Raw genomic sequence first — 285 nt, 5'->3', positions numbered from 1 at the left:
CGTGCGGGCGGCCATCGCCGGCCGCATCGGCCGGGCCCTCGTCACGGAGGGCGCCCTCCCCGGCCAGGGGGAGCGTACCAAGCTCGCGCTGATCCAGCAGGTCGATCCGATCTTCGCCGATTTCAACGCCCCCGCGGCCGATCCGGGCCGGCTGGCGGAGTGGGCCACGGGCAAGGAGGAGACGGCGGTCCGCCTCGCCTCGCCCGACGGCGCGCTCCACGCCGATGCCGGGCGTCTGCTGTTCACGGATGTGAGCGCCGACCCCGGCACCGGGCAGGTGTCGCT

1 pseudogene is annotated in these 285 nt (G+C 75.4%); it reads left to right on the top strand.

Annotated elements, in window-relative coordinates:
* Positions 1–285 (top strand): annotated as a pseudogene (locus ACLBYB_RS33400) (efflux transporter periplasmic adaptor subunit); the annotation flags it as partial.

Source organism: Methylobacterium sp. D54C (assembly GCF_053345595.1).
The sequence above is the reverse complement of the archived record's forward strand: the minus strand, read 5'-3'. Positions and strand labels throughout refer to the sequence as shown.